18 protein-coding genes are annotated in these 21,564 nt (G+C 71.7%); 13 read left to right on the top strand and 5 right to left on the bottom strand.

Features of this window, described 5'->3' with window-relative positions; all coding sequences use genetic code 11:
• Positions 1 to 85 precede the first annotated feature (85 nt).
• Entirely contained in the window at positions 86 to 667 is a 582-nt protein-coding gene (locus ACFXKG_RS40190) for a DUF4245 domain-containing protein (protein ID WP_384850254.1), read from the bottom strand.
• Between the two features lie 123 nt (positions 668 to 790).
• Between ACFXKG_RS40190 and glpX the strand changes: the two genes are divergently transcribed.
• Complete coding sequence (gene glpX, locus ACFXKG_RS40185; protein WP_384850251.1) at positions 791 to 1,822, top strand: class II fructose-bisphosphatase; 1,032 nt, start codon at positions 791 to 793, stop codon at positions 1,820 to 1,822.
• 122 nt (positions 1,823 to 1,944) lie between these two features.
• Here glpX and ACFXKG_RS40180 read toward each other — a convergent pair whose 3' ends face one another.
• Together ACFXKG_RS40180 and ACFXKG_RS40175 are read right to left on the bottom strand one after the other, a co-directional pair.
• The gene (locus ACFXKG_RS40180; RefSeq protein WP_365808065.1) at positions 1,945 to 2,316 is read right to left on the bottom strand and encodes a WhiB family transcriptional regulator; all 372 of its coding nucleotides are present in this window, start codon (positions 2,314 to 2,316) and stop codon (positions 1,945 to 1,947) included.
• Positions 2,317 to 2,554: 238 nt separating this feature from the next.
• On the bottom strand, positions 2,555 to 3,271 hold the full coding sequence (locus tag ACFXKG_RS40175; protein WP_384850248.1) for a DUF1707 domain-containing protein: 717 nt from the start codon (positions 3,269 to 3,271) through the stop codon (positions 2,555 to 2,557).
• Between the two features lie 245 nt (positions 3,272 to 3,516).
• Between ACFXKG_RS40175 and ACFXKG_RS40170 the strand changes: the two genes are divergently transcribed.
• The 5 genes from ACFXKG_RS40170 (at position 3,517) to ACFXKG_RS40150 (ending at position 11,439) form a co-directional block, all read left to right on the top strand.
• Positions 3,517 to 5,202: a fumarate hydratase gene (locus ACFXKG_RS40170; RefSeq protein WP_384850245.1), complete on the top strand. Its 1,686-nt coding sequence runs from the start codon at positions 3,517 to 3,519 to the stop codon at positions 5,200 to 5,202.
• Between the two features lie 115 nt (positions 5,203 to 5,317).
• Positions 5,318 to 6,715 carry a class II fumarate hydratase gene (locus ACFXKG_RS40165; protein WP_384850242.1) on the top strand — a complete coding sequence of 466 codons (1,398 nt, stop codon included), beginning with the start codon at positions 5,318 to 5,320 and terminating at the stop codon, positions 6,713 to 6,715.
• 73 nt (positions 6,716 to 6,788) lie between these two features.
• Positions 6,789 to 7,454, top strand: coding sequence for a DUF402 domain-containing protein (locus ACFXKG_RS40160; protein ID WP_384850239.1), 666 nt, complete (start codon positions 6,789 to 6,791; stop codon positions 7,452 to 7,454).
• 469 nt (positions 7,455 to 7,923) lie between these two features.
• Positions 7,924 to 9,798, top strand: coding sequence for a SpoIIE family protein phosphatase (locus ACFXKG_RS40155; protein WP_384850236.1), 1,875 nt, complete (start codon positions 7,924 to 7,926; stop codon positions 9,796 to 9,798).
• A gap of 177 nt (positions 9,799 to 9,975) precedes the next feature.
• Entirely contained in the window at positions 9,976 to 11,439 is a 1,464-nt protein-coding gene (locus tag ACFXKG_RS40150) for a catalase (protein WP_384850233.1), read from the top strand.
• Positions 11,440 to 11,514: 75 nt separating this feature from the next.
• Here ACFXKG_RS40150 and ACFXKG_RS40145 read toward each other — a convergent pair whose 3' ends face one another.
• On the bottom strand, positions 11,515 to 13,749 hold the full coding sequence (locus ACFXKG_RS40145; RefSeq protein WP_384850230.1) for a transglycosylase domain-containing protein: 2,235 nt from the start codon (positions 13,747 to 13,749) through the stop codon (positions 11,515 to 11,517).
• Between the two features lie 295 nt (positions 13,750 to 14,044).
• Here ACFXKG_RS40145 and ACFXKG_RS40140 point away from each other — a divergent pair, with 295 nt between their 5' ends.
• The 5 genes from ACFXKG_RS40140 (at position 14,045) to ACFXKG_RS40120 (ending at position 19,193) form a co-directional block, all read left to right on the top strand.
• Positions 14,045 to 15,013 carry an SPFH domain-containing protein gene (locus ACFXKG_RS40140; protein ID WP_384850227.1) on the top strand — a complete coding sequence of 323 codons (969 nt, stop codon included), beginning with the start codon at positions 14,045 to 14,047 and terminating at the stop codon, positions 15,011 to 15,013.
• Positions 15,010 to 15,333, top strand: coding sequence for a hypothetical protein (locus ACFXKG_RS40135; RefSeq protein ID WP_384850224.1), 324 nt, complete (start codon positions 15,010 to 15,012; stop codon positions 15,331 to 15,333). Before ACFXKG_RS40140 ends, ACFXKG_RS40135 begins: the two co-directional genes overlap by 4 nt.
• 100 nt (positions 15,334 to 15,433) lie before the next feature.
• Positions 15,434 to 15,958, top strand: coding sequence for a PadR family transcriptional regulator (locus ACFXKG_RS40130; protein WP_365808047.1), 525 nt, complete (start codon positions 15,434 to 15,436; stop codon positions 15,956 to 15,958).
• Complete coding sequence (locus ACFXKG_RS40125) at positions 15,955 to 16,692, top strand: ABC transporter ATP-binding protein (protein WP_384850221.1); 738 nt, start codon at positions 15,955 to 15,957, stop codon at positions 16,690 to 16,692. The genes ACFXKG_RS40130 and ACFXKG_RS40125 overlap by 4 nt, the downstream gene beginning before the upstream one ends.
• Positions 16,689 to 19,193, top strand: coding sequence for an ABC transporter permease (locus ACFXKG_RS40120; RefSeq protein WP_384850218.1), 2,505 nt, complete (start codon positions 16,689 to 16,691; stop codon positions 19,191 to 19,193). The genes ACFXKG_RS40125 and ACFXKG_RS40120 overlap by 4 nt, the downstream gene beginning before the upstream one ends.
• On the opposite strand, the gene ACFXKG_RS40115 is transcribed toward ACFXKG_RS40120, so the two are convergent.
• A complete protein-coding gene (locus tag ACFXKG_RS40115) occupies positions 19,162 to 20,208 on the bottom strand; it encodes a hydrogen peroxide-inducible genes activator (RefSeq protein ID WP_384850215.1) in 1,047 nt (348 codons plus the stop codon). The two genes, ACFXKG_RS40120 and ACFXKG_RS40115, sit on opposite strands and share 32 nt — an antisense overlap.
• A gap of 134 nt (positions 20,209 to 20,342) precedes the next feature.
• Here ACFXKG_RS40115 and ACFXKG_RS40110 point away from each other — a divergent pair, with 134 nt between their 5' ends.
• Positions 20,343 to 20,897, top strand: coding sequence for a peroxiredoxin (locus ACFXKG_RS40110; protein WP_365808040.1), 555 nt, complete (start codon positions 20,343 to 20,345; stop codon positions 20,895 to 20,897).
• A gap of 6 nt (positions 20,898 to 20,903) precedes the next feature.
• Positions 20,904 to 21,464 carry an alkyl hydroperoxide reductase gene (locus tag ACFXKG_RS40105; RefSeq protein ID WP_384850212.1) on the top strand — a complete coding sequence of 187 codons (561 nt, stop codon included), beginning with the start codon at positions 20,904 to 20,906 and terminating at the stop codon, positions 21,462 to 21,464.
• Positions 21,465 to 21,564: the final 100 nt, after the last annotated feature.

Below are 21,564 nucleotides of genomic sequence, written 5' to 3'. Positions count from 1 at the left end.
GCTCCGGAGTCTCCGGAGCGGGCCGCGGCGCCGCGTTGCCGTCCATGGAACGCATGGAACGTACAGGCGTTCTCGCGTTACGGCGTCACCGCTCCGCGCCCGATCCGCCGTCGGCCCCGGCCCCTGCCCCGGTCCCCGCCCCGGCCTCCTTGCCGGCCTCCAGCGCCTCGGCCATCTCCGCCAGCCGCTCGTAGGACGCGGTGCCCGTCACGACCGTCGTGGCGTCGCCCTCGGTGCGTGCCAGGGCGTCGTACTTCGGCCCCTTCCAGCGCTGCCAGGCCTCCCCCGCCACCTGCTGGGTCTCGCCGGTGTCCTCGGCCTGGTGGCTGACCTCCGCCACGAACTTCTTCGCGGGCGCCGTCGACTGCTCGACCGCGACGTACTGGCCGTCCGGGTCCAGATAGCCGAGGTGCCACGCGTCGTCGTTCTGCCGCTGGTACGAGACCGACGTCGCCTTCCACGTCTGCGCCAGCCCCGCCGGGGCCAGCACCGGATACGGCGCCGCGCGGCGCGCGGTCACCAGCTCGACCCGGTAGTCGACCGCCTTGACCGGGGCCGGGGTGTCGTCGTGCGGGATGAACACGTAGATCACGGCGACGACGATCCCGATGACCGCCATCGACAGGAACATGTCCCGCACCGTTTGTCTGCCTCGCATACCTGCCACGGGACCATCGTCGCATCACCCGGTCGCGCTCATACGTGGGCCCCTCTGCTCAATATGGCGTTGTGCGGATAGAGTCGTATCACCCTCTTTTCCGGTCGTCGCCGTACAGAAAGGTGCGCTCCGTTGACCGAACATCAACTTCCGTCCCCCCTTGAGGTGTCTCCCGAGGCCCCCGACCGCAACCTCGCCCTGGAGCTGGTACGGGTCACCGAGGCCGCCGCCATGGCGGCCGGCCGGTGGGTCGGGCGCGGCGACAAGAACGGCGCGGACGGCGCGGCGGTGAACGCCATGCGCACCCTCGTCTCCACCGTCTCGATGAACGGTGTCGTCGTCATCGGCGAGGGCGAGAAGGACGAAGCCCCGATGCTGTTCAACGGCGAGGAGATCGGCGACGGCACCGGCGCCGAGGTCGACATCGCCGTGGACCCGATCGACGGCACCACCCTGAACGCCAAGGGGATGCCGAACGCCATCGCCGTGCTCGCCGCCGCCGACCGCGGCACGATGTTCGACCCGTCCGCGGTCTTCTACATGGACAAGCTGGTCACGGGGCCCGAGGCGGCCGACTTCGTCGACATCGACGCGCCCGTGGCGGTCAACATCCGCCGGGTCGCCAAGGCGAAGCGCTCCTCGCCCGAGGATGTGACGGTCGTCATCCTCGACCGCCCCCGCCACGAGGGCATCGTCAAGGAGATCCGGGAGACCGGCGCCCGGATCAAGTTCATCTCGGACGGCGACGTGGCCGGCTCGATCATGGCCGCCCGCGAGGGCACCGGCGTCGATCTGCTCATGGGCGTCGGCGGCACCCCCGAGGGCATCATCTCCGCGTGCGCCATAAAGTGCCTCGGCGGCGTCATCCAGGGCAAGCTCTGGCCGAAGGACGACCAGGAGCGCCGGCGCGCCGTCGACGCGGGGCACGACCTGGACCGGGTGCTCTCCACCAACGACCTGGTCAGCGGCGAGAACGTGTTCTTCGTGGCCACCGGCATCACCGACGGCGAGCTGCTCCGGGGCGTGCGCTACCGCTCGGAGACCGCGACCACCCAGTCCCTGGTGATGCGCTCCAAGTCGGGAACGATCCGGCAGATCGACTCGACCCACCGGCTGTCGAAGCTGCGCGCCTACAGCACGATCGACTTCGACCGCGCCAAGTAGGACCGCCCGTCCGGGTAACCCCGCCCGAGGGGCCGGCGCGTGCGGGCCGGAACCCGGCGGAGGGGGCGCCCCGTGCGGTGGGGCGCCCCCTCCCTCCGTTCACGTCCCCGTCGAGCGTCGCGTCAGCCCGCCGCCGCGATGCGGTCGCCCGCCGCCGCCTTCCTCAGCTCCACCTCGCGCCGCCTGCGGCGCGCCAGCACCACCCGGCGCTCGGCCGCCGTCAGTCCGCCCCACACTCCGTAGGGCTCGGGCTGGAGCAGCGCGTGTTCCTGGCATTCGAGCATCACCGGACACCGGGCACAGACCCGCTTCGCGGCCTCCTCCCGCGCCAGCCTGGCGGCTGTCGGCTCCTTGGAGGGGGCGAAGAACAATCCGGCTTCGTCCCGACGGCATACAGCCTCCGAATGCCAGGGTCCGGCCTGGTCCTCCCGAGCGGGACTCCGCTGGGTCGGAAGGGCGGCCACCTGGAGGGGCTGATGCGGCAGTTGCAGCACGGTCTACTCCTGACGACGGCTTCGCGAGCGAGAGACGATGCAGCTTTCCCTACCCGCTGTACGCGCGCCTATGCACTGAGTGGCACCCAGTTCCGGAGTTCGGAACGCCGTGCGGAATTCCGGACACCTCGGCCCAACCGGCCCGTATGTGGCCGGAAATCAGCGCACGAGGGCGCACCAGGTGCGCGAGGTCCGCGAGGTGTGCGAGATCGCCAAGGCCCGCCGTGCGGATCAGGCGCTAGTGACCGAGGTGCTTGCGGAGGACGTCGTTGACGAGGTTCGCGATCCACTTGCCGCGCTTCGGCTTGGCCTCGACATTGCCGAACACCGAGTAGCCGTTCACCACGACCGTCGGCGCGTCCTGGTCGGAGGCTTCCAGCGTACGGATCTCGAAATTGCCGAGGACACCGTGGCCGTTGCCGCGCAGCGTGATGTTCTCCGGGACCGTGATCTCCACATTGCCGAAAATGGCGGTCGCGTTGATCACGGTGACCCGCTGGCCGAAGAGTGCCTCTGTCAGGTCGATCTCGACATTGCCGAAGAGCGCGAACGCGTTGACCTTGGCGCCGATACGCCAACGCCCCTTCCGGGTCGAACTGCTGAAGACCGCGATCATGTTCTCGGCCGGGGCCGTCGGATCCACGGGACCGTACGGATATCCGCCCGCCGCGCCGCGCGTCTGTCCCGTGATGCGGGTTTCGGTGCCGGGGGCGGGCAAGTCCCGCACCAGAGGCTCCAGTTCGCCGACGGTCTTCGCCCGGTAGACGGCGTCGATCCGCTCGGCGTGCTCCTCGGCGTCCAGGCGGCCCTCCGCGAGCGCCTCCCTGAGGATGTCAGCGGTCCTGTCCCGGTCGGCGTCGGAGGCACGGAGGCCGGCGGGCGCGGGCTCCGCCGACGCGACGGGCTTCCGCTCGGCCGGCTGCTGAGGCTGCTGAGGCTGCTTTTCGAGGTCCACGTCCCCAGCGTAGCGAAACGCGATAGATCGCGACTAGTGGCCGACGCGATGCCACGCCGGACATCCTGAAGGGAATCCGCGGGGACACCTCCCGGGACATCCCCCGGGCATCCACCCGGGACTTCCCTTCCGCCCGCCTACTGAGCCTTACCTCACAGGTCCGGTCCCGGCGGCGCGGCCTACGCTGGAGGACGCCGCAGCCAAAGGGGGCCGCGCCGCCGCCTGTCGAGTGAGGAATGGCCGTAATGCCGGAATTTGCGTACTCCGATCTGCTTCCGCTGGGAGAGGACACCACGCCCTACCGCCTGGTGACCGCCGAAGGTGTCTCCACCTTCGAGGCCGACGGGCGTACGTTCCTCAAGGTCGCCCCCGAGGCGCTGCGCACCCTCGCCGCCGAGGCGATGCACGACATCTCGCACTATCTGCGCCCGGCCCATCTCGCGCAGCTCCGCCGGATCGTGGACGACCCCGAGGCGTCCTCGAACGACAAGTTCGTGGCGCTCGATCTCCTGAAGAACGCGAATATCGCGGCGGCGGGCGTTCTTCCCATGTGCCAGGACACCGGCACGGCGATCGTGATGGGCAAGCGCGGACAGCAGGTGCTGACCGAGGGCGGCGACGAGGAAGCCCTTTCGCACGGAATCTACGACGCGTACACGAAGCTGAATCTGCGCTATTCGCAGATGGCCCCGCTCACCATGTGGGAGGAGAAGAACACCGGCTCGAACCTGCCCGCGCAGATCGAGCTGTACGCGACCGACGGCGGCGCGTACAAGTTCCTTTTCATGGCGAAGGGCGGCGGCTCCGCGAACAAGTCGTTCCTGTACCAGGAGACGAAGGCGGTGCTGAACGAGACCTCCATGATGAAGTTCCTGGAGGAGAAGATCCGTTCGCTGGGCACGGCCGCGTGCCCGCCGTACCACCTCGCGATCGTCGTCGGCGGCACGTCGGCGGAGTTCGCCCTCAAGACCGCGAAGTACGCCTCCGCGCACTACCTGGACGAGCTGCCCGCCGAGGGCTCCCCCACGGGCCACGGCTTCCGTGACAAGGAGCTGGAGGAGAAGGTCTTCGAGCTGACGCAGCGGATCGGGATCGGCGCGCAGTTCGGCGGCAAGTACTTCTGCCACGACGTGCGGGTGGTGCGGCTGCCGCGGCACGGCGCCTCGCTGCCCGTCGCGATCGCCGTCTCCTGTTCGGCCGACCGCCAGGCCGTCGCGAAGATCACCGCCGAGGGTGTCTTCCTGGAGGAGCTGGAGAAGGACCCGGCCCGCTTCCTGCCGGACACGACGGACGAGCACCTGGGCGAGGGCGAGGGGGAGAACGCGGGCGGCGACGTCGTACGGATCGACCTGCGCCGCCCGATGGACGAGATCCTCGCCGAGCTGACGAAGTACCCGGTCAAGACCCGGCTCTCGCTCACCGGTCCGCTGGTGGTCGCCCGCGACATCGCGCACGCCAAGATCAAGGAGCGGCTGGACGCGGGCGAGGAGATGCCGCAGTACCTGAAGGACCACCCGGTCTACTACGCGGGCCCGGCGAAGACCCCCGAGGGGTACGCCTCCGGCTCCTTCGGCCCGACGACGGCCGGCCGGATGGACAGCTACGTCGCGCAGTTCCAGGCGGCGGGCGGCTCGAAGGTCATGCTCGCCAAGGGCAACCGCTCGAAGCAGGTCACCGACGCGTGCGACGCGCACGGCGGCTTCTACCTCGGCTCGATCGGCGGCCCGGCGGCCCGGCTCGCCCAGGACTGCATCAAGAAGGTCGAGGTCGTCGAGTACGAGGAGCTGGGCATGGAGGCCGTCTGGCGGATCGAGGTGGAGGACTTCCCGGCGTTCGTCGTCGTGGACGACAAGGGCAACGACTTCTTCACGGAGCCGGCCCCGGCACCCACCTTCACCAGCATCCCGGTCCGCGGCCCCGGTCTCGGCTGAGTCCCGCCGCGCCACCGTCGGCCGTGCCCTCCCGGAGCCTCCCGGGAGGGCACGGCCATGTGCGGGAACACATCGGATCGGCCGGGCGCTCACCCTCACAGGAGGTACGACGACGATGACGACCGACGAGAACCAGTACCGGACCGAGCACGACTCGATGGGCGAGGTACGGGTCCCCGCACACGCCAAGTGGCGGGCGCAGACCCAGCGCGCGGTGGAGAACTTCCCCATCTCGGGGCAGCGGCTGGAACGTACCCACATCGAGGCGCTGGCCCGGATCAAGGCCGCCGCCGCCAAGGTGAACGCCGGGCTCGGGGTGATCGGCCAGGACGTCGCGGACGCCATCCAGGAGGCCGCCGCCGAGGTCGCGGAGGGCCGCTGGGACGACCAGTTCCCGGTCGACGTCTTCCAGACGGGCTCCGGTACCTCCTCGAACATGAACGCGAATGAGGTGCTGGCCACGCTCGCCACCGAGCGGCTGGGCCGGGACGTCCACCCCAACGACCACGTCAACGCCTCACAGAGCTCCAACGACGTCTTCCCGTCCAGCATCCACATCGCCGCGACCGCCGCCGTCACGGGTGGGCTGATGCCCGCGCTGGAGCATCTCGCCGCCTCCCTGGAGCGCAAGGCGGCGGAGTTCGCGGACGTCGTGAAGGCGGGCCGTACGCACCTCATGGACGCCACGCCCGTCACCCTCGGCCAGGAGTTCGGCGGTTACGCGGCGCAGATCCGGTACGCGGTGGAGCGGCTGAACGCCTCGCTGCCGCGCCTCGCCGAGCTGCCGCTGGGCGGTACGGCGGTGGGCACCGGGATCAACACCCCGCCGGGCTTCTCCGCCGCCGTGATCGCCGAGGTCGCGCGCGCGACCGGGCTGCCGCTGACGGAGGCCCGCAACCACTTCGAGGCGCAGGGCGCCCGGGACGGGCTCGTGGAGACCTCCGGCCAGCTCCGTACGCTCGCCGTGTCGCTGACCAAGATCTCCAACGATCTGCGCTGGATGGCGTCGGGCCCGCGCACCGGCCTCGCCGAGATCGCCCTGCCCGACCTCCAGCCCGGCTCCTCGATCATGCCCGGCAAGGTCAACCCGGTGATCCCGGAGGCCGTCCTGATGGTCGCCGCGCAGGTCACCGGCGCGGACGCGACGATCGCCGCGGCCGGCGCCGCCGGGAACTTCGAGCTGAACGTGATGCTCCCGGTGATCGCGAAGAACCTCCTGGAGTCCGTACGGCTGCTGACGAACGTCTCGCGGCTGCTGGCGGACCGTACGGTCGACGGGATCACCGCCGACGCCGAGCGGGCCCGCGCGTACGCCGAGTCCTCGCCGTCCGTCGTCACCCCGCTGAACAAGTACCTCGGGTACGAGGCCGCCGCGAAGGTCGCCAAGAAGTCCCTGGCGGACCACGCGACGATCCGCGAGACGGTCCTGGCGCTCGGGTACGTGGAGCGCGGGGAGCTGACGGTGGAGCAGCTCGACGAGGCGCTGGATGTCCTGCGCATGACGCACCCGTAAATCCGTGCGGTCCGCGGGCGGTACCTCCAGCAGCGCCCCGGCGCCGACGGCGTACACCGCCTAAGATCCCCGCATGAAGGAGACGGCGGCGAACGAACACTGGGCGGCAGGCACCCAGATCCTGTGGCGGTACCGGGAGAACGCCGGGGACCGCGTCCACATCTGCCGCCCCGTCACGGTGGTGCGGGACACCGACGAACTGCTCGCGGTGTGGCTGGCGCCGGACACCCCGTGTGTCCGGCCGGCCCGTGCCGACGGCGCCCCGGTGCACCGCGAGCCGCTGGCGACCCGTTACACCGTGCCGCGGACGGTGGTGCGCGACCGGTGGTACGGGATGGGGGTGCTGAAACTCGCGCGGCCCGGCGAACCGTGGTCGGTCTGGCTGTGGTGGGAGCGCGGCTGGCGCTTCCAGAACTGGTACGTGAACCTGGAGGAGCCCCGCGCCCGCTGGGCCGGGGGCGTCGACTCCGAGGACCATTTCCTCGACATCGACGTCTACCCGGACCGGAGCTGGCGGTGGCGCGACGAGGACGAGTTCGCCCAGGCCCAGCGCGACGGCCTGATGCCGCCGGCGCAGGCCCGCCGGGTCGAGGCGGCCGGACGCGCGGCGGTCGAACTCATCGCCGCGTGGGGCGCCCCGTTCCGCGACGGCTGGGAACACTGGCGCCCCGACCCCCGCTGGCCGGTGCCCACGCTCCCGGAGGGCTGGGACCGCACCCCGGCCCGGCTCGCCACGTAGGCGCGGGGCGCGTGGTCCGCCGAGGGGGCGCCGCGCCCCCTTCGAACATTTCACCAGGACGGCGCCCCCGGAACGGACGGGGTGACGGAGGGGACGACGGGCGAGGTGGCCGGTGAGATGGCTGGTGAGGTGAGCGAAGGGGTGAAGGATTCGGGTCGGGGTATCCGCCCCGGCGCATACATCCTCATGAGATCCTTGATGTGCCCCCAGGGTGCAAACGTAGGATCGTCCTCCGGAAGAACAACACAACCGGTCGCGGCCGACCGCTCCGGTCAACGGGGTTGACCGGCACCTGGCCTGACCACCAGTCACCACGCGACACGCAACACACGCAACACTGTTGACCGCTACGACCGCACGTCACAACGACAGTGACTCGCTACGAGGGGAGTGGAGCCGTGCGCCAGGGCCCTGAGCCGGACGAAGAGAGCGCACCGCACCCCCGGCCCGGACGGACGGAATCCCACGCGTGACGGAGCATCCCCCCTCCCACGAAGGCCGGCAGCCCCTGGTTGCCCGGCAGCAGGAACGCACGCGCCCGCGGCAGGAGTCCGCCACCGCCGTGCCACAGCCCGCGGGGCCGGCGACGGATCCCGCCGGTGCGGCCAGGCGCGAGGGCGACCGGCTGCGCTTCGTGGGGGCCGCCACCCGGCGGATCGCCCGCGGCATAGACCTGGACGAGATCGTGCTGGGCCTGTGCCGGGCGACCGTACCCACGTTCTCGGACGCCATACTCGTCTATCTGCGCGATCCGCTGCCCGTCGGCGACGAGCGTCCCGTGTCGCCGTTCGTGCTGCGGCTGCGCCGGACGGACCGGCTGCGGCTGACCGACGAGGATCCGGAGAACCCGGTGAGCGTCGGGCCGGTGCCGCAGCTCGCCGAGGGCGCGCGGCTGCCGCTCCTCGACCCGCACTCCGACGCGATGCCGGCCGCCGAGCTGTGCGAGGTCTTCTCCGGCGGCGCGCTCTCCGAGGTGCTGCGCGGGGTGCGGCCGGTCTTCGGCGACTCGGCGGCGGCCCGGGCCGCGCTGCCCGAACTGCTGGGCGCCGACCGGACCGTACCGACCGGGCACCGCGCGATCCTCGCGCCGCTGCGCGGCCGGCGGCGGGTCATCGGCGCGGCCGTGTTCCTGCGCCGCCCCGACCGCGCGGCCTTCGAGCCGAACGATCTGCTGGTCGCGGCGCAGCTCGCCACGCACACCGCGCTGGGCATCGACAAGGCGGTGCTGTACGGCCGCGAGGCGTACATCGCGGACGAGCTCCAGCGCACGATGCTGCCGGAGAACCTGCCCCAGCCCACGGGCGTGCGGCTGGCCTCGCGCTACCTGCCGGCCGCCGAGACGGCCCGGGTCGGCGGCGACTGGTACGACGCGATCCCGCTGCCCGGCAGCCGGGTCGCCCTGGTCGTGGGCGATGTCATGGGCCACTCCATGACCTCCGCGGCGATCATGGGCCAGCTGCGGACGACGGCGCAGACCCTGGCCGGTCTCGATCTGCCGCCGCAGGAGGTGCTGCACCACCTCGACGAGCAGGCGCAGCGGCTCGGCACGGACCGCATGGCCACCTGCCTCTACGCGGTGTACGACCCGGTCGCGCACCGCATCACGATCGCCAACGCCGGTCATCCGCCGCCCATACTCCTCCACCTCGGCGGCCGGGCCGAGGTGCTCCGGGTGCCGCCCGGGGCGCCGATCGGGGTCGGCGGCGTGGACTTCGAGGCGGTGGAGCTGGACGCGCCGGCCGGGGCGACGCTGCTGCTCTACACGGACGGTCTGGTCGAGTCGCGGCTGCGGGACGTGTGGACCGGCATCGAGCAGCTCCGGGAGCGGCTGGCGGCCACCGCCCAGCTCACCGGGCCCGATCACTCGCCGCCGCTGGAGGCGCTCTGCGACGACGTCCTCGACGTCCTCGGCCCGGGTGACCGCGACGACGACATCGCGCTGCTCGCCGCCCGCTTCGACGGGATCGCGCCGAGCGACGTGGCCTACTGGTTCCTGGAACCGGAGGATGCCGCTCCGGGCAGGGCCAGGCGGCTGGCCCGGCGGGCGCTCTCCCGCTGGGACCTGGAGGACCTGAGCGACGCGGTCGAGCTGCTGATCAGCGAGGTCGTGACGAACGCGGTGCGGTACGCGGAGCGGCCGGTGACGCTGCGGCTGCTCCGTACGGACGTACTGCGCTGCGAGGTGGGCGACGATTCGCCGCAGCTTCCGCGGCAGCGGCGCGCCCGGGACACGGACGAGGGCGGCCGGGGACTCTTCCTGGTCAACCGGCTGGCGCGGCGGTGGGGGGCCACCCGGCTCTCGACCGGCAAGGTCGTCTGGTTCGAGATCCCCACGAGGGCGTGAGGCGCGGGCCGAGCCGGGGCGGGCGGCGGTCCGGCCGCGTAAATGTTGCCGACCATGTGTCGGCGGGTTTAGCTGGGGCACGCGGCCCGTAGTGACCGCTGCCCCGGCCCGGGACATCGGGGTCTTTCCGGACTTCCCCGGGCCTCGGCTCCCCGACCCCCGACGGGAGGACATCTCGTGGCCGCCTCATCCCCCAGGACGCCCTACACGACCAACAACGCCGGCATTCCGGTGGAGAGCGACGAGCACTCGCTCACCATCAGTCCTGACGGTCCCATCCTGCTCCAGGACCACTACCTCATCGAGAAGATGGCCCAGTTCAACCGGGAACGGGTCCCCGAGCGGGTGGTGCACGCCAAGGGCGCCGGCGCGTACGGCTTCTTCGAAGTGACGAACGATGTCAGCCAGTTCACCAAGGCCGACCTCTTCCAGCCCGGCCGGCGTACGGAGATGCTGGCCCGCTTCTCCACCGTCGCCGGTGAGCTGGGGTCGCCCGACACCTGGCGCGACCCGCGCGGTTTCGCGCTGAAGTTCTATACGGAGCACGGCAATTACGACATGGTCGGCAACAACACGCCGGTCTTCTTCGTACGTGACCCGATCAAGTTCCAGGACTTCATCCGCTCGCAGAAACGCCACCCGGCGACCGGGCTGCGCAGCAACGACATGCAGTGGGACTTCTGGACCCTCTCCCCCGAGTCCGCGCACCAGGTGACCTGGCTGATGGGCGACCGGGGCATCCCGAAGTCGTTCCGGCACATGAACGGCTACAGCTCGCACACCTATATGTGGGTGAACGGGGCGGGCGAGCGGTTCTGGGTGAAGTACCACTTCAAGACCGACCAGGGCATCGACTACCTCCCGCAGGCCGAGGCGGACGAGATGGCCGGCTCGGACGGCGACCACCACCGCAGGGATCTGCACGAGTCGATCGAGTCGGGGAACGCGCCGACCTGGAGCCTCAAGGTCCAGATCATGCCGTTCGAGGACGCGGCCGACTACCGCTTCAACCCGTTCGACCTGACGAAGGTGTGGCCGCACGGCGACTACCCGCTGATCGACGTCGGCCGGATGACCCTCGACCGGAACCCGGACAACTTCTTCGTCCACATCGAGCAGGCCGCGTTCGAGCCGTCCAACCTGGTGCCCGGCATCGGCCCGTCCCCGGACAAGATGCTCCTCGGGCGGCTCTTCTCGTACCCGGACACGCACCGCTACCGGATCGGCCCCAACTACAGCCAGCTGCCGCCCAACCGGGCGCACGCGCCGGTGCACTCGTACGCCAAGGACGGTCCGATGCGGTACGAGCCGTCCAGCGCGGCCATGCCGTACGCGCCGAACTCGTACGGCGGCCCGGCGGCCGACGTGACACGGTACGGCGACCCGGCCGGGTGGGCCTCGGCGGGCGAGATGGTGCGCGAGGCGTACAAGCTCCACGCCGAGGACGACGACTGGGGGCAGCCCGGCACGATGGTGCGTCAGGTCTTCGACGACGCGCAGCGCGACCGGCTGGTGGGCAACGTCAGCGGACATCTCGCGCAGGGGGTGTCGCGGCCGGTGGTGGACCGGGCGCTGCAGTACTGGCGGAACATCGACAAGAAGATCGGCGACCGGATCGCCAAGAAGGTGAACGGCGGCTGAGCGTACGCGAGAGCGCCCGCGAGGGGCGGACACCAGGAGGTGTCCGCCCCTCGCCCGTGCTCGGCAGCGTCGCCGCTACTGCCCCAGCAGCGGCCGTCTCGAATTGGTCGGACCGTCACCCGGGAAGCCGCCGGTCGGCTCGCCCCCGTCGGTGGGGGTCACGTCGTCGCTGGGCTCCGGGATGATCGGTGAGGTGGTGGGCGGGTCCGGGGTCGTCGGCTCGCTCGTGGTGTCGGACGGTTCGGGCTCCGGCGAGGTGGTCTCGGACTTCGAGGGCTCCGTGCTCGGTGTGGGCGTGGGCGTCGGGGTGGTCGGCTCGACCGTCGGCGTCGGCTTGACGGGCTCCGTGACGTCCAGGTCGAACTGCGCGTCGGAGCCGCCGTTCAGCGCGCCGCGCGTGTAGTCCGCCCAGATCCTGGCGGGGAAGCCGCCGCCGTTGGCCCGGCCCGAGTTGGCGGTGCCGGTGAGGGTGACCTGGCCACCGCCGTCCTTGGTGGACTCGCCGAAGAGCGCCACGACCGTGGTGAGCTGGGGCGTGTATCCGGCGAACCACGCGGACTTGTTGTTCTCGGAGGTGCCGGTCTTGCCCGCCGCGTCGTAGTCCGTGGTGTCGGCCTCGCGTCCCGAACCGTTGTCGACCACGTCCTGGAGGACATGGGTGACGGTGTCGGCCGTCTCGCGGGCGACGACCTGGGTGCCGACCGGGTCGGCGATCTCGGCCGTACGGTCCTTGTGCTCGGCGGACTTCACGATCGACGGCGTGATCTTCTTGCCGTGGTTGTCGAGCGTCGCGTACACCCCGGCCATGTCCCAGGTGGAGGCGTTCATCGTGCCGAGGGTGATCGCGGGCCGTTCCGGGAAGCCCTTGTCCCGCATGCCCATCGACAGCGCGGTCTGCTTGACGGCGGCGGGCCCGACGTCCACGACCATCTGCGCGAAGACCGAGTTGACGGACTTGTCCATCGCCGTCTGGACGCTGATGTTCCCGTAGTTCCGGTCGTCCTCGTTCTCCGGGGCGAAGGGGGTGTCGCTGCCCACGACCGGCCGCTTGCTGGTGCCGTCGTACCGGGTGGCCGTGTCGATCTTCCGGCCGTCCTGGGTCTCCGAGCCGTTCTCCAGCGCGGAGGCGAACACGATCGGCTTGAACGTCGAGGCCGGCTGGTAGTCGGAGCGGGTGGCGTTGGATATCCAGTGCTCGGTGGCGCCCACGCCGCCGTAGAGCGCCACCACATGCCCGGTCTTCGGGTCGACGGAGGTCGCGCCGGCCTGGACCGTCGCGTCCGTGGTGTTCTTCTTGCGGTCGATCTTGGACTCCAGCTCCCGGTCGACCGCCTTGACGAGGGACTGCTGCCGCTTCCTGTCGATGTTGAGGGTGATCGTCCAGCCGCCCTGGGCGATCTCCGCCTTGTCGACGCCCTGGCGCGCCAGTTCGTCCTGAGCCGCCTCGACGAGATACCCCGTCTGCCCCTCCATGCCCGGGGCCGCCTTGGGCTCCCGCGGTACGGGGAACTTCAGCCCGGCGCGCTCGGAGGCGTCCAGCCAGTGCTTCTCGACCATGTTGTCGAGTACGTAGTTCCACCGCTGGGTGACGAGCCGCTTGCCCCTCTCGGTGGCCTCGGACCAGTTGTACTGGCTGGGGGCCTGGAGCAGCGCGGCGAGGTACGCGCCCTGCGCCACGTTCAGCTTCGACGCGTCGACGCCGTAGTACGCCTGGGCCGCGGCCTGGATGCCGTACGCGTCGCGCCCGTAGTAACTGGTGTTGATGTAGCCGGCGAGGATCTCGTCCTTCTCCTTCTGCCGGTCCACCTTCAGGGAGATCACCAGTTCCTTGAGCTTGCGGGTGATCGTCTGGTCCTGGTTGAGGTAGTAGTTCTTGACGTACTGCTGGGTGATGGTCGAGCCGCCCTGCTTCCCCTTGCCGCGGAGCGTGTTGAGGACGCCGCGGGCCGTGCCCTTCAGGTCGATGCCGTTGTCCTGGTAGAAGGACTTGTTCTCGGCGGCGACGAAGGTGTGCTGGACCTGCTTGGGAATCTTGTCCAGGCCGACGATCTCGCGGTTGACCTGCCCCGTACGGGCGAGGATCGTGCCGTCGCTGTACTTGTAGACGTTGCTCTGCATCTCGGCCTGCGCGTTGGCGTTCGGCACCGGGACCACCAGATAGAGCACGAACAGTCCGCCCATGCCGAGCAGGCAGAGGACGAAGAAGGTGCCGAGGAGCTTCTTCACTGTGAAGAGCCGGCGTATGCCGCCCTTCCGGCCCGTCCGCCGCGCGTCCTGCTGCCGGGCTCGTCTCTCGTCCGCTCGGCCCATCGCCGTGTCGCTCCGCTCTCGTGTCAGGTCACCCGTCAAGTCACCCGTCAGGTCGCCCGCCGGGTCGTCCGTCCGGATCGGTTCACGGCGCTCCCCCGCCGGAATCAGCTCAGAAAGCTAACACCGGCACCTGTGACAAAGGACAACCGATCCGGTCTTTTGGGGCGTGACAATCAGCACCTACCCCAATGGAACCGACTCCCGGGAGTACCAAAGGGTTGCCGGATCAGATAATGTGTAATCACATTGCTAGCTACCGCCCCTCGGCGGGACGGATCGGAAACGGGGAACGAATATGGCCTCCACCAGCACAAGTACCGGCACAACCGGCGCGCGGGACACCGCGGCCGCCGTCGACGGCGCACCGGAGATTCCCGAGCCACAGGTACGGGAGTTCGCGGCGCACAGCATCGGCGGCGGGCTCGCGCTCCTCCTCGGACTGCTCGGCGTCGTCGCCGGCGCGGCCCTCGTCGTCGCGGGCGCCGCGGCCGGCTCCGGCGGGGTGAAGGCGCTGCTGATCATCCTGGGCGTGCTGGTCGCGATCGCCGCGTTCTTCGCGATGAGCGGGCTGAACATGGTCGCGCCGGGCGAGGCCCGGGTCGTCCAGCTCTTCGGGCGCTACCGCGGCACGATCCGTACGGACGGGCTGCGCTGGGTGAACCCGCTGACCTCGCGCACCGAGATCTCGACGCGGGTACGGAACCACGAGACGGCCGTCCTCAAGGTCAACGACGCGTACGGCAACCCGATCGAGCTGGCGGCGGTCGTGGTCTGGAAGGTCGAGGACACCGCGCGGGCCACCTTCGAGGTGGACAACTTCCTGGAGTTCGTCTCCACCCAGACCGAGGCGGCCGTACGCCACATCGCCATCGAGTACCCGTACGACGCGCACGAGGAGGCCGGGCTCTCGCTGCGCGGCAACGCCGAGGAGATCACCGAGAAGCTCGCCGTCGAACTGCACGCCCGGGTGGAGGCGGCCGGTGTCCAGATCATCGAGTCCCGCTTCACGCATCTCGCGTACGCGCCCGAGATCGCCTCGGCGATGCTCCAGCGCCAGCAGGCGGGCGCCGTCGTCGCGGCCCGGCGGCTGATCGTGGACGGGGCGGTCGGCATGGTCGAGGCGGCCCTGAACCGGCTCACCGAACAGGACATCGTCGAGCTGGACTCGGAGCGCAAGGCCGCGATGGTGAGCAATCTCCTGGTCGTGCTCTGCGGGGACCGCGCCGCGCAGCCGGTCGTGAACACGGGCACGCTCTACCAGTGACCGGCGCCGAGCAGGGACCCGAGCAGGGCCGTCCGCCGGGCCCCGCGCCCGGCCCCGGCCCCGCGCCCGGCCGGGCACCTGGCCTGCGGCCGGGTGGCGGCCGGGCGGAGCGGAAGCAGGTGCTGCTCCGGCTGGACCCGACGGTGTACGACGCGCTCGCGCGCTGGGCCTCCGACGAACTGCGCAGCGCCAACGCGCAGATCGAGTTCCTGCTCCGCCGTGCCCTGGGCGACGCGGGCCGGCTCCCGGGCAACGCGGCCCCCATCCCGCGCCGGGGCCGGCCGCCCAAGGCCCGGCAGGAGCCGGGGGACCCCGAGTAGAGACGCGGAGTGGAGAGGCCGGGGAGCGTGCCGTACCGCGCCATGAGCGGTTCGCCGCACCCGGCGAACCGCTCTATACACAGCAAGTAGAGTGCGGTCCATGTCCATCGGTCACACGCTCCTCGGGCTGCTGGAGTCGGGCCCGCGCCACGGTTACGACCTGAAGCGCGCCTTCGACGACCAGTTCGGCCAGGACCGCCCCCTCCACTACGGACAGGTCTACTCGACCATGTCCCGGCTGCTGAAGAACGGGCTCGTCGCCGTCGACGGCGTGGAGAGCGGGGGCGGTCCCGAGCGCAAGCGGTACGCGATCACCGACGCCGGCGTCACCGATGTCGAGGCGTGGCTCGCGCAGCCGGAGAGCCCGCAGCCGTACCTCCAGTCGACCCTCTACACGAAGGTCGTCATCGCGCTGCTCACCGGACGCAGCGCCGCGAGCCTGCTCGACACCCAGCGCGCCGAGCACCTGCGGATGATGCGCGACCTGACCGCCCGCAAGCGCGACGGCGACTTCGCCGACCAGCTCATCTGCGACCACGCGCTCTTCCACCTCGAAGCCGATCTGCGCTGGCTCGAACTGGTCACGGCACGGCTGGACCGGCTCGCCACGGAGGTCCGGCCGTGACGCCCGCCCCCGCGGGCCCCCTGCTCCTCGCCCGCGGCCTGCACAAGGCGTACGGCTCCACCCGCGCCCTCGACGGCGCGGCGTTCTCCCTGCGCGCCGGTGAGGTCGTCGCCGTCCTGGGCCCGTCGGGCTCCGGCAAGTCGACCCTGCTGCACTGCCTCGCCGGGATCGTCCGGCCCGACGCGGGCACGCTCACCTACCGGGGCCGGGACCTGACCGCGCTGCCGGACGCGGAGCGCTCCGCCCTGCGCCGTACCGAGTTCGGCTTCGTGTTCCAGTTCGGCCGGCTCGTACCGGAACTGACCTGCGTGGAGAACGTGGCGCTGCCGCTGCGGCTGGCCGGTGCCCGGCGCAGGGCCGCGGAGTGCGCGGCGCTGGAGTGGCTGGAGCGGCTGGAGGTCGCGGACCTGGCGGCGAAGCGGCCCGGCGAGGTCTCCGGCGGGCAGGGCCAGCGCGTCGCGGTCGCCCGCTCCCTGGTCACCTCGCCCCGGGTGATCTTCGCGGACGAGCCGACCGGCGCGCTGGACTCCCTCAACGGCGAGCGGGTGATGGAGCTGCTGAGCGAGGCGGCGCGGTCCACCGGCGCGGCCGTCGTCCTGGTCACGCACGAGCCGCGGGTGGCGGCGTACTCGGACCGCGAGGTCGTCGTACGCGACGGCCGGGCACGCGACCCGGAACACGATCCCGGACACGACGCACCGGCGGTGGGGAACGGCCTGGCCCGGACCCGATGAAGGCCCCGTCCCATGAAGGCCCCGGCCCGGTGAAGCCCCCCGGCCCGGTGAAGCCCCCCGGCCCGGTGAAGCCCCCCGCCCCCGCCGCGCCCGCCACGCCCCCGGGCGCCCCGTCCGCCGTGCCCGTGCGGCCGCCCGGCCGCCTCGCCCGGCGGGCGCGCGACCTCGCGCTGGGCGTACGGTTCGCCACGGCGGGCGGCCGCGAGGGGTGGACCCGTACGGTCCTCACCGCGCTCGGCGTCGGCCTCGGGGTCACCCTGCTCCTCTTCGCCGCGTCCGTACCGCAGGTGATCGGCGCGCGGGCGGAGCGCGAGGCCGCGCGCACCACCGCCGATGCCCCGGCCGCCGGCCCTGTCCCACGCTCGGACAGGACCCTCGTCCGCCTCGACATCTCGACCGAGTACGAGGGCGACACCGTCCGCGGCGAACTGCTCCGCCCCGACGGCGACCGCCCGCCGAGGCCGCCGGGCGTCGCCGAACTGCCGGGCCCCGGCGAGATGGTGGTCTCCCCCGCCCTGCGGGAACTCCTCGGCTCGCCCGGCGGGGCACGGCTGAAGGAACGGCTCGGCCACCGGATCGTCGGGACCATCGGCGACCGCGGCCTGAGCAACCCGGCCGAACTCGCCTTCTCCGCGGGCAGCGACACCCTCACCCCGGCCAGGGGCGGCAACCGGACCGCCGGTTACGGCGACACCTCCCCCACGGAGCCGCTGGACCCGGTGCTGGTGGCGCTGGTCACCCTCGTCTGTGTCGTCCTGCTGGTGCCGGTGACCGTCTTCATCGCCACCGCCGTGCGCTTCGGCGGCGAGCGCCGGGACCGCAGGCTCGCCGCGCTGCGGCTGGTGGGCGCGGACATCCGGGCCACGCGGTGGATCGCCGCCGGGGAGGCCCTGTTCGGCGCGGTCCTCGGGCTGCTGACCGGCGGCGCGCTCTTCCTCGCCCTGCGTCCGCTCGCGGGCGGGATCCAGGTGTGGAACCTCAGCGCGTTCCCCGCCGATCTCGTGCCCGAGCCGGCGGTCGCCGCGCTGATCGTGGTGGCCGTACCGGCGCTGGCCGTCGCCGTGACGCTCGTCGCGCTGCGCGCGGTCACCGTCGAACCGCTGGGTGTCGTACGGGACGGCGCGCCCCGCCGGCGGCGGCTCGGGTGGCGGCTGCTCTGCCTCGCCGCCGGTCTCGCCCTGCTGATCAGGATCCGCGCCGTCGGCGAGGGAGCGCGGCTGCCCGGGGGCGACGTCCCGTACGTCGATCCCTATGCGATCGCGGCCGGGGCCGCCCTGCTGCTCGTCGGACTGACCACGCTGCTGCCCTGGCTGGTGGAGGCCGCGGTGGCCCGGCTGCGCGGCGGCCCCGTCTCCTGGCAACTCGCCGTACGCGCGCTCCAGTTCAGCGGCGGCGCGGCGACGCGCGCGGTGAGCGGGATCACCGTCGCGGTCGCGGGCGCCGTCGCCCTGCAGATGCTGTTCACGGGCGTCCAGCAGGACTTCCGCACCGCCCGCCGGGACGCGGCCGGTCCGCAACTGCGGGTCGAGGCGGCGTACGGCGATCCGGCGCTGGCCGCCCGGTTGACCGACCGCCTCGGGGCCCTGCCCGGGGTCGAGGCGGTCCTCGCCACCACCGAGACGTACGTGGTCAGGCCGGGCCCCGTGGCGGAGGGCGCGATCCGGCCGACCACCGGCCTGACGGTCGCCTCCTGCGCCGCCCTGCGCGGGCTCGCGGCGCTGCCGTCCTGCCGCGACGGGGACACCTTCGTCGCGCACATCCCCGGGAACGGGGAGCAGAACGACTGGGCCGACGAGACGGCCCGCCCCGGCAGGCCGGTCGACCTCGACACCCGGTCCGGTGAGGACGGGGCGAAGCCGCTGCTGTGGACCCTGCCCGCGTCGGCCCGTACGGTCAGGGCCCTGCCCGGCCCGCACGGCGCCCCGGACACCGGCATCCTCGCCACCCCGGCGGCGGTCCGCCCGGCGCTGCTGACCGGCGGGTGGACCACCGCGATCCTCCGGATGACCGACCCGGGCCCCGCCGCCGAGGAGCGGGTCCGGGACGCCGCCGCCCGGGTGGACCTGTCGCTCCGGGTGTCGGGCGGCACGGTGGTCGAGCGCGAGAAAGCGTTCGACAGCGTACGAGCGGGCCTGCTCGCCGCCGGTACGGCCACGCTGGCGGTGATCGCCCTGAGCATGCTGGTCGCCCAGATCGAGCAGCTGCGCGAGCGCAGAGACCTGCTGTCGGTCCTGACCGCCTTCGGCACCCGCCGGTCCACGCTCGCCTGGTCGGTGCTCTGGCAGACGGCCGTCCCGGTGGTGATCGGCACCGTACTCGCGGCGGCGGGCGGGCTGGCCCTGGGCGCCCTCATGCTGAGGCTGCTCGGCAAGCCGTACACCGACTGGTGGGCGCCGTTGCCCTTCGCCGGGGCGGGCGCGGGAACCGTCCTCCTGGTGACGGCGGCCACCCTGCCGGCGCTGTGGCGGCTCACCCGGCCGGAGGCCCCGCGCGACGAGTGACGGCGTCCGCCCGGGGCCGGGGCACGGGCCTGCGCGCGGGCGCGGGCTCGGGCGCGGACCTCGGCGCTGCCACCCGTACCGGAAGGTCCCGCAGCGCCTCCCGGAGCGCCTGGGCGAACGCCGCGAACTCCTCGCCGCGCGCCGCGCCCGTGCGCATGGCCAGGGCGATACGGCGGGACGGGGCCGGGGACTCGAAGCGGGCCGTGGCCAGCCGGCCGCCGCGGTCGGTCTCGACGCGGACGGCCGTACGCGGCAGGAGGGTCACGCCCAGGCCGCCCGCGACGAGTTGGACCAGGGTGGAGAGGCCCGCCGCGGTGGTCGTCGCGGGGATGCCGTCGGTGCGGCCCGCCTCCCGGCAGATGTCGAGGGCCTGGTCGCGCAGGCAGTGGCCCTCGTCCAGGAGCAGGAGCGGCAGCTCGCGCAGCGCGTCGCGGGGCAGGTCACGGCGGCCCGCCAGCGGATGGCCGTCCTGCGTGACGAGCACGAAGTCCTCGTCGAACAGGGGCAGTTCGGTGACAGCGGGCTGGCCGAGCGGCACGGCGAGCAGCAGCAGGTCCAGCCGGCCCGCGGCCAGCCCGTCCAGCAGGGACGCGGTCTGCTCCTCGTGCACCTGGAGGTCCAGCTCCGGGTAGCGCTCCTGCGCCAGCCGGAGCACGGCGGGCAGCAGGTACGGCGCCACGGTGGGGATCACCCCGAGCCGGAGTATCCCGGTGAAGGGGGCCCGTACGGCCTCCGCCTCGTCCAGCAGCGCGCCCACCGCCCGCAGCACGGCCGCGGCGCGTTCCGCGAGCCGTTCACCCGCCGGGGAGAGCAGCACCTTACGGGTCGTACGCTCCACGAGCTGGACGCCGAGCACCTCCTCCAGTGCCGAGACGGCGCCGGAGAGCGCGGGCTGGCTCATGCCGATCGCGGCGGCGGCGTCGCGGAAGTGAAGGTGTTCGGCGACGGCCGCGAAGGCGCGCAACTGGGCCAGGCTGGGCTGTCTGCCCCGCTGGGGAGCCGGTACGACGGCCACTGATAGGTACCTCCGATCACGCCGACCGAGTCTGGCTATTTCTGTGATCAATACTGTATGTGCAACCATCAGTGAACGCCCAACCCCCCTTGGAAAGCCCCAAAAGGTACTTTCCTCCCTCGCAAGGAGAGCGCGTGCTCACTGTTGGTGACAAGTTCCCCTCGTACGAACTGACCGCCTGCGTCTCGCTGGAGAGCGGCAAGGAGTTCGCGACGATCGACAACAAGACGTACGAAGGCAAGTGGCGCGTCGTCTTCGCGTGGCCCAAGGACTTCACCTTCGTGTGCCCGACGGAGATCGCGGCCTTCGGCCGGCTGAACGACGAGTTCGCCGACCGCGACGCCCAGATCCTCGGTTTCTCCGGCGACTCCGAGTTCGTGCACCACGCCTGGCGCAAGGACCACCCGGACCTGACCGACCTGCCCTTCCCGATGCTCGCGGACTCCAAGCACGAGCTGATGCGCGCCCTGGGCATCGAGGGCGAGGACGGCTTCGCGCAGCGCGCGGTCTTCATCGTCGACCCGAACAACGAGATCCAGTTCACGATGGTGACCGCCGGTTCCGTGGGCCGTAACCCCAAGGAGGTCCTGCGGGTGCTGGACGCGCTCCAGACCGACGAGCTGTGCCCGTGCAACTGGAACAAGGGCGAGAACACCCTCGACCCCGTCAAGCTCCTGTCGGGCGAGTGAGCCGCGATGTCACTCGATGAGCTGAAGTCGGCGCTGCCGGACTACGCCAAGGACCTGAAGCTGAACCTCGGTTCGGTCATCGGCAACAGCGAACTGCCGCCGCAGCGGCTCTGGGGCACGGTGCTGGCGTGCGCGATCGCCTCGCGCTCCGCGCGGGTGCTGCGCGAACTGGAGCCGGAGGCCAGGGAGAACCTGAGCGCCGAGGCGTACACGGCCGCCAAGTCGGCCGCCGCGATCATGGCGATGAACAACGTCTTCTACCGGACCCGGCACCTGCTGTCGGACCCGGAGTACGGGACGCTCCGCGCCGGGCTGCGGATGAACGTGATCGGCAAGCCGGGCGTGGAGAAGGTCGACTTCGAGCTGTGGTCGCTCGCCGTCTCCGCCATCAACGGCTGCGGCCAGTGCCTCGACTCGCACGAGCAGGTGCTGCGCACGGCGGGGGTGGACCGTGAGACGGTCCAGGAAGCCTTCAAGATCGCCGCGGTGATCCAGGCGGTCGGTACGACGCTCGACGCCGAGGCCGTCCTCGCGGAGACCCTCACCGCGGAGGCCGTCACCGCGTGACCGGTCGCCCGACCGGGGCAGGGTGGAGCCGTGCCGCGCCGGACCGCCTTGCCGTCGTCGTCGCGGTGGAAGAGCTGTCCGCCGCCCGACAGGCCCAGGT

Source organism: Streptomyces sp. NPDC059255 (assembly GCF_042752355.1).
GTDB lineage: Bacteria > Actinomycetota > Actinomycetes > Streptomycetales > Streptomycetaceae > Streptomyces.
This window is presented reverse-complemented; position numbering and strand designations above follow the sequence as displayed.

Bases quoted from the DNA above. Each gene is read 5' to 3' on its own strand.
- ACFXKG_RS40170 (WP_384850245.1), top strand. From the start codon at position 3,517: ATGCCGGAATTTGCGTACTCCGATCTGCTTCCGCTGGGAGAGGACACC.
- ACFXKG_RS40165 (WP_384850242.1), top strand. From the start codon at position 5,318: ATGACGACCGACGAGAACCAGTACCGGACCGAGCACGACTCGATGGGC.
- ACFXKG_RS40160 (WP_384850239.1), top strand. From the start codon at position 6,789: ATGAAGGAGACGGCGGCGAACGAACACTGGGCGGCAGGCACCCAGATC.
- ACFXKG_RS40145 (WP_384850230.1), bottom strand. From the start codon at position 13,749: ATGGGCCGAGCGGACGAGAGACGAGCCCGGCAGCAGGACGCGCGGCGG.
- ACFXKG_RS40140 (WP_384850227.1), top strand. From the start codon at position 14,045: ATGGCCTCCACCAGCACAAGTACCGGCACAACCGGCGCGCGGGACACC.
- ACFXKG_RS40130 (WP_365808047.1), top strand. From the start codon at position 15,434: ATGTCCATCGGTCACACGCTCCTCGGGCTGCTGGAGTCGGGCCCGCGC.
- ACFXKG_RS40120 (WP_384850218.1), top strand. From the start codon at position 16,689: ATGAAGGCCCCGTCCCATGAAGGCCCCGGCCCGGTGAAGCCCCCCGGC.
- ACFXKG_RS40105 (WP_384850212.1), top strand. From the start codon at position 20,904: ATGTCACTCGATGAGCTGAAGTCGGCGCTGCCGGACTACGCCAAGGAC.